Origin of the sequence: Prevotella conceptionensis 9403948, from assembly GCF_000312305.1 — a bacterium.
Classification (GTDB): domain Bacteria; phylum Bacteroidota; class Bacteroidia; order Bacteroidales; family Bacteroidaceae; genus Prevotella; species Prevotella conceptionensis.
Map to the genome: position 1 here is coordinate 343,130 of NZ_HE999445.1, position 6,805 is coordinate 349,934.

General features: G+C 46.1%; 8 protein-coding genes and 1 tRNA gene. 4 read left to right on the forward strand and 5 right to left on the reverse strand.

The window, feature by feature from the left end:
- Together BN93_RS05705 and BN93_RS05715 are read right to left on the reverse strand one after the other, a co-directional pair.
- Positions 1 to 243: carboxypeptidase-like regulatory domain-containing protein (locus tag BN93_RS05705; RefSeq protein WP_044259918.1), on the reverse strand; the 243-nt coding region annotated here is incomplete at its 3' end.
- Positions 244 to 1,088: 845 nt separating this feature from the next.
- Complete coding sequence (locus BN93_RS05715; RefSeq protein WP_019187386.1) at positions 1,089 to 2,198, reverse strand: zinc-dependent metalloproteinase lipoprotein; 1,110 nt, start codon at positions 2,196 to 2,198, stop codon at positions 1,089 to 1,091.
- Between the two features lie 194 nt (positions 2,199 to 2,392).
- Here BN93_RS05715 and BN93_RS05720 point away from each other — a divergent pair.
- Positions 2,393 to 2,465: transfer RNA gene (locus tag BN93_RS05720), tRNA-Pro, on the forward strand.
- A gap of 249 nt (positions 2,466 to 2,714) precedes the next feature.
- Here the strand turns inward: BN93_RS05720 and BN93_RS05725 are convergent.
- The 3 genes from BN93_RS05725 to BN93_RS18485 all read right to left on the reverse strand — a co-directional run bounded on the left by BN93_RS05725 (position 2,715) and on the right by BN93_RS18485 (position 4,190).
- Complete coding sequence (locus tag BN93_RS05725) at positions 2,715 to 3,143, reverse strand: DUF2335 domain-containing protein (protein WP_019187387.1); 429 nt, start codon at positions 3,141 to 3,143, stop codon at positions 2,715 to 2,717.
- Between the two features lie 81 nt (positions 3,144 to 3,224).
- Positions 3,225 to 3,449: a hypothetical protein gene (locus BN93_RS05730; RefSeq protein WP_019187388.1), complete on the reverse strand. Its 225-nt coding sequence runs from the start codon at positions 3,447 to 3,449 to the stop codon at positions 3,225 to 3,227.
- Between the two features lie 579 nt (positions 3,450 to 4,028).
- Positions 4,029 to 4,190, reverse strand: coding sequence for a hypothetical protein (locus tag BN93_RS18485; protein ID WP_019187389.1), 162 nt, complete (start codon positions 4,188 to 4,190; stop codon positions 4,029 to 4,031).
- A gap of 387 nt (positions 4,191 to 4,577) precedes the next feature.
- Between BN93_RS18485 and BN93_RS17435 the strand changes: the two genes are divergently transcribed.
- From BN93_RS17435 to BN93_RS05745, 3 genes are all read left to right on the forward strand, one after another.
- A complete protein-coding gene (locus BN93_RS17435; RefSeq protein WP_139145451.1) occupies positions 4,578 to 4,775 on the forward strand; it encodes a hypothetical protein in 198 nt (65 codons plus the stop codon).
- A 150-nt stretch (positions 4,776 to 4,925) separates the two neighbouring features.
- Positions 4,926 to 6,122 (forward strand): efflux RND transporter periplasmic adaptor subunit, encoded by a 1,197-nt coding sequence (locus BN93_RS05735; protein WP_009231778.1) that lies wholly within the window; start codon positions 4,926 to 4,928, stop codon positions 6,120 to 6,122.
- A 343-nt stretch (positions 6,123 to 6,465) separates the two neighbouring features.
- On the forward strand, positions 6,466 to 6,805 hold a 340-nt coding region (locus BN93_RS05745; RefSeq protein WP_198007493.1), incomplete at its 3' end, for an efflux RND transporter permease subunit.

Sequence of the window (6,805 nt, forward strand, 5' to 3'; positions counted from 1 at the left end):
CGAGAATACCAGCGTGGCTTGCGACGAACATTCGATGGAATAATGCCCGTCGATGTTGGTAACGGTACCCGCGCGCGTGCCTTGCACCGACACCGAAGCACCGATAACAGGTTCGCCCATTGGGTCTTTCACGGTTCCTGTCACCGTGATGTTTTGCGCATAAAGTGTGCTGGATAGCATACATATCAATGCAACCAAGCACATCCGCCAAAAGGCCTGCGGCTTTTTCTGCTTTTCGTTCATTTCAGTCATGTTTAAGGATAAATAAAATATAGTTAAGTTAATTTAGGTCTTTAAGTGCATTCGTTTTCGCTATTTGCTGGTTTAAACGCAGTGCAGCCAATCACTTTCGTGCTCATTGTGGTTTTAAGCTTTAAATCTTTCTTGTGCCTTTGGGCCTAAACATATAGAGTTTGCACCGTCTAAGCGATTGTTTAGTGCCTTAACTACACCACAAAAAAAACACATTGATTACTTAATGTTCACAACGAACAAAACAGATGTCATGCAAAGCGTACCCTAAGTAAGCAGTTGTTATTCGACTACAAAATTAAGCAAAAAGAAAATAACTTACAACAGAAAGTGAGAATAAAGTGTTGTCTGTCTGCTGTTTGGTAGTGATGAGAGATGAAAAACGACTCATTTCAATGTCCAAAGAACAAAACAAAAGTTCCCCAGTCTCTCTTCAATGTGGTTAGGGATAAAAACGCTGTTGCTACGTTGTTGCCTCGCACTAAGCACGATTTAAGTACTAGCGTGTTAGGCGCACACAGTGGCGAGGAACAAGCAAAAGAGGGGTTTGTCTGAACGACACTACTATATATAACGAGTTGACGAGTTGGCAAGTAGACGAGTTGGCAAGTAGACAAGTTAACGAGCTGACAGGTAGACGAGTTGACAAGTTGGCAAGTTAACGAGCTGACAGGTAGACGAGTTGACAGGTAAACGAGTTGACAAGTAAACGAGTTGACAAGTTGGTGGGCGTAGCCATCTTTTCACCCTTTCACCCTTTCACCTTTTCCTCTTTTCACCCTTTCACCTTTTCACCTTTTCACCCTTTCACCCTTTCATTCTTTCACCTTTTTAAGTCATTCTATCACCCTAAACTTCACATCCACAACGCCCTTAGGTTTGGCGTGCGTGTCAACACTTCTGCTTCTAGAACCAGGCCTTGGTATCAGCAGACTATAATTAAGAACGTGGCGCATACGCTTGGTTTGGTCTTGTGTAAAGGTGTGTCCCAAGCTTATGGCATAATCCATGATGTTGTTAGAGTTGAACATTTTGCCATCGCTACCCGTACGTTTCAATAACTCATTAAGGTCTGCAGTCTGGGCATTGTGCGTTTGAAGGTATTCCGCCAAAAACTTATCGTATGCCACCTTATTATATGTGGGCGTGTCTTTGCAGTAATCTGTATCCTTAAATCCGTCTATATACTCCCCCTTCTCTTCGCCAAACACGTGGAATAGTCCCAAATAATGCCCCAGCTCGTGGGCGAGCGTAACGTTGAAGTCGGCAGAGGTGATGCGAAGAAAGCGCAAGTTGGGCCAATCTTTATAGCGGTTCGACTCATCATTTACAAACACACTGTTCACCGAAACACAGAAAGGAGTTGGCAAATTATCCAAAGTTAGGTGTTTGGCTTGCACCGCAAGCAAGCCTTCCAGCTCGTGTTCGCCCTTCGCCGAAATCGCCATGTGGCTGATGCCGAGCGTTATTCCGTTCGTCTTTGTCTGCTTAAAGTGGTATACGTACACGTTAATAAATCGGTTTGGGTCCCACATATACCGCTTATACTTGCCCGACTTGTCGTTCATCAGCACATAGGGGTCGATGGGATATTCGTTTTCTTCCAGCTTGATATACTCCACGCCAGGTTCGTCGAGCCTGTTGCCCGACCCGTCAACGGGTGTCAGCAAGAAACGTATGTTTGCATTCCCAGCTCCACTATAAACTCCGCGGTACAATCCGTTGACATTGTCTAGCACCTGTTTTAGTCTTCCGGCAGGAACCTTTTGCGTAGCATCGTTCTCATCGGCATAGAAAACATGGAACACAACAGGCAGCACGCCCAGTTTTATAGGCTCCACAGGTTCGGGCTTGCGGATTGTTGCACGGTCGTCCTTCTTGTCACAGGCAGTTAGCAGCACAAGCGCGGCAGCCACCATAAAAAGTGAAAGCAAACGTTGTTTCATTGTTTCGTATATATTGGATTAGACATGACGGCAACCCGCACCATCTGCCCCTAACAGCCAGAAAAGATGCACTGCGCCACCGCAAAAATACGATAAAAAAGCGATAATTTCACACTTAACCCGAAAAAACGCCATAAAAATTTTGCCGTTATCAATTTATTGCCTACCTTTGCACACGCTTAAAAGGCAATGTTCGGGATTTAGCGCAGTTGGTAGCGCACACGTCTGGGGGGCGCGAGGTCGCTGGTTCGAGTCCAGTAATCCCGACATAACAAAAGGAGTTGCAGCCGCAAGGTTCGCAACTCCTTTTTGTTTTTGCCCCTATCTCATGCCCATAGCTCCGGCTTTGGGCGGCTCAGCGGAAGATTCGTGGAGACAAAATAGGAGCCGCCATATGCCGAACGGCACGTACGGTGGTGTGAGTGGTCGGCAAATACTAACGTAGGAGGTAAACACCTACTATTAGCATTTACCTCCTACTTGATTATCAAGACGTATTTGTTATAGCTCGAAACGTTATTCTCCGGTATCTTCCTCTTTCAAGGAAATCCCTTTGCCACCGCTGCGTGGGGTTTTCTTCAACACGAAGATTGTGCCTACTGCTGCTGTGATGGCCACCAACGCTGCTGCCAAGATGTCGTGTCCGTTCATGCCGAGATACACACTGCTTGCGATGCATGCCAATATAATGATAGCACCAAGGTTTTGCCCCTTCTTGCTTTCGGAGAGTCCCGATGATACGATTTTCTCTTCCATGCTGATATGGTGTTGTATTTGTTTCTCGGCCATGGCAAGGATACGTTCGGGTGCATCGGGCAACACGTCCTTGTATGCTCCGAAGTCTTCGGGAGCGGGTAGCGGTCCGCTGTATGCCTTATGTTCCTCCATTGCCCAAAATGCCCTTATGATGATGTCTCGCTTTTCGGGTTCCACCGACTGCAACACCTCATACAAGTCTACGGGTTCTTCATGCTCTTGGGGTTGCGGTATATGATTTTTGGTTTTTGCAGTTGTTGGCGTTGCCGCTTATTTTCCATATCCGTGCATTGCTTTCCTCATGTCGTTTCCTACAACTCGCCAATCGGCGCGCATGTCTTGCACGTCCGAGCCGAACAGATACCCGGAGAACCGCATGCCCCCACAGACGTTTGTTAGCGATTCTATACCGCTGCGCCTGCCGGGCCTTTCCCTCACGATATGTTTGGATAGCCCCTGCAATGGACTGTTAGCTTTGATGTTCATGATTTTCATTACTTACGTTGTCATAGTTATATGTGACAAAGATAATGAATTGGCGAGTAAATTCCAAACTATTTAACTATTAGTTTGCATTATAAATAGTATATTGTGCTTTTCATTAAGTCCAAAGTATTTGTGGTATCCCTTGATTTTTTTTTGCCTGCGGGGTTCATTTACCGCTTCCTACATTCCTGCAATCTTACAGACATTTTCCCTTGGCGCGTTCGTGCATTTTCATTATGTTTGAGGCATATTCCATTTATTAAAGACATGAGAAAGGCGCTGTTACGCTTACTTTCGGTCATGCCTGCATAGCTTGTGGTCTGCCATAAGGACAGCTCCGGCACGCCTGAAAGTCCTCAAAAACGAGTTTGCGATGTTCTGTGTCCCATACCCATGCGCGCAGCCCTGTACACACGTGTATATTCCGTTTAATCCAAATTAGGTGATTAAAGGTCATCGTCCAACCTTTTTCTGTGGTCGATTTTAGTTAAATACGTTACTTAAACTTTACAAAACACTTCTGTCTGAACACCTACTTCTAGCGCAAATAGGAGGTAATTGGCAAGTGATTTGATGCAAAAACCTGTCTTATACGTTTTTTATTTTGTCCAATTTCGGGTACTTCGTCTGCATTTTGCACCACTTTGCCCTTCTATTTGGTTGCCAGTTCGCAGTTTTTTCAGTCCCAATTACCTGCTTTTTGCCCCTAAAATCCCACGTATTAACGGCTATTTTGCCCTTTTCAGCCATATTTTTAACGACTCGAAAAGGTTTTATTTATACCATTGCAGTGTATCTTTATGCTTTTTGTCTCGCATTTAGCAGCATTTTGCCTTGCGTTTAGCATCAAAACGCACTCTATTTAGCACCAAAACGCACTCTATTTAGCACCAAAATGCACTCCATTTAGCATCAAAATGCACTCCATTTAGCATCAAAACGCACTCTATTTAGCACCAAAATGCACTGCATTTAGCAGCAAATAGCCCAATAACTGGTGCAAATGGCGGCGTTTTTAAATAAAAATTCATTTTGCCGCATTCGCTTACTAACCCTTTTTTGCGCAAAAACTAACCTTCGCGAGAATCGATTATTTGCGGTCAAGGGGACGGTTGGTGGACAAAACAGGCACTCATAATGTTAAAAATTATACTGAAAAGTGGACAAAGAATGGAGGATTACTCGTCAGCTTGTCAACCAAAAACCATCATACGCAGTGCGCTTACCGCCATACCCACTTGCCATCGCCAATTATCAGCAAGGCGAGTTGGGTTCGATGATGCTGCATTGGCATATTGCGCCGACTGCTTAACCCTTAGGTTTGCGCTGTGCTAATTATAGTTAAATGGTGTGGGCTGCACTGAAATGGGTTGATATTTCTTTGTAACTTTGCAGTGCAAAAACTCAATATGCGCGTCGGTTTTTTGCAATTAGGATAGCAATTTGGCTGAAAATAGAAACAGAATAGTATTTAGATAATAGAGTATGAGACAAAAGAAATGGTTAATGTTGGTGGCCTGTGTTGCACTCTTGGCTGCATGTGGCGGCAAGGGCAACATGAAAATGGACAACAACGAATATCCCGTAATGACGGTAGGCACGCAAGGTTCGGAGACGGAAACAACTTATCCGGCCTCTATTAAGGGTGTGCAAGACGTGGAGATAAGGCCCAAAGTGTCGGGTTTTATCACCAAACTTTGCGTGCAAGAAGGGCAGGTGGTTAAGGCAGGGCAGCTGCTTTTCGTCATCGACAACACCACGTATCAGGCAACTGTGCGCCAAGCGCAGGCCGCACTTAATTCGGCTAAGGTGCAGCTTAACACCACCAAGCTTACTTTCGACAACAGCAAGAAACTTTTCGAGCGCAACGTTATCGGTTCGTACGAACTGCAAACGGCGCAGAACGCCTACGAAAGCGCGCGTGCTGCCGTGGCGCAAGCACAGGCCTCGCTGTCTTCGGCAAAAGATATGTTGGGCTTTTGCTTTGTGAAAAGTCCGGCTAACGGCATCGTGGGTAGCTTGCCTTACAAGGTGGGAGCGTTGGTTAGCGCGCAAAGCGTAGAGCCATTGACAACCGTTTCGAATGCGGCTACCATCGAAGTGTATTTCTCGGTGAACGAGAAAGACGTGTTGAACATGTCGAAACAAGCGGGCGGAACGCACGCCGCCATTAGCGATTACCCCGAAGTAAAGCTGAAATTGGCCGACGGAACGATGTACAAACACACGGGTAAGGTGGTAAAGATGAGCGGTGTTATCAGTCAAACCACGGGTGCCGTGTCGCTTATAGCACGTTTTCCCAACCCCGAACACCTGCTTAAAAGTGGTGCATCGGGCACTATTATCGTGCCGCGCGTTAGCACCAACAGCCTGGTTATCCCCCAAAGCGCAACTACCGAGATACAAGATAAGGTGTTTGTGTACAAGTTGGGCGCCGAAAACCGCGTGAAGTACACCGAAATTACGGTCGACCCACAAAACGACGGCAACAATTATGTGGTTACTAGCGGCTTGAAAGCCGGCGACAAGATTGTTACCCGCGGACTAACTACGCTTACAGACACCATGAAGATTGTGCCGCTTACCGAGGAAGAGTATCTTAAAAAGGTGTCGGATGCTGCTAAGCTTGGCAAAAACCAGACTAGCGCAAAGGGATTTATCGACATGATGAAGAAGAAGTAGAACAATAGTTGTTTAAGTTTTTCTAGTTTATAAGTTTATTAGTTTATCAGTTTCTTAGGCTTTGAGTTTTGGCACGGTGAGCCTTGCTTTACGATGCGTTGTTTTGTGCTTAATATGGATAGTACGCAGGTGTGTTGCCTGTTGCGGCATAAGCAAATACCCGTTTCGGACCTCGCAAACCAAGCTAAATGCGCATCGCCGTTGCTGTTTGCCGTTGGCATTAGCCCGACAAGCATCATACGGATAAAAGCGGTTCTAGGGGGGGGGGCATTGTTCGCCCTCGGCATAAAGCATCGAAAAAACGAAATAAACTCACGAAACTTAAATGCTCAATAAGTAAGATATGACATTTACAAGATTCATACAACGCCCAGTACTCTCCACGGTTATCTCCGTGTTTCTTGTATTGCTGGGTTTAATTGGCATCGTGTCGCTGCCCATTGCGCAGTATCCCGACATCGCACCGCCCACCATTTCGGTGATGGCGCACTACCAGGGAGCCGATGCGCAAACGGTTCTCAACTCCGTGGTGGTGCCTCTTGAAGAGAGCATCAACGGCGTGGAGAACATGACCTACATGGAGAGTACCGCCACAAACGACGGTACGGCCATGATAACCATCTACTTTAAGCAGGGCGTTAACGCCGACATGGCTGCCGTGAACGTGCAAAACCGCGTGTCGC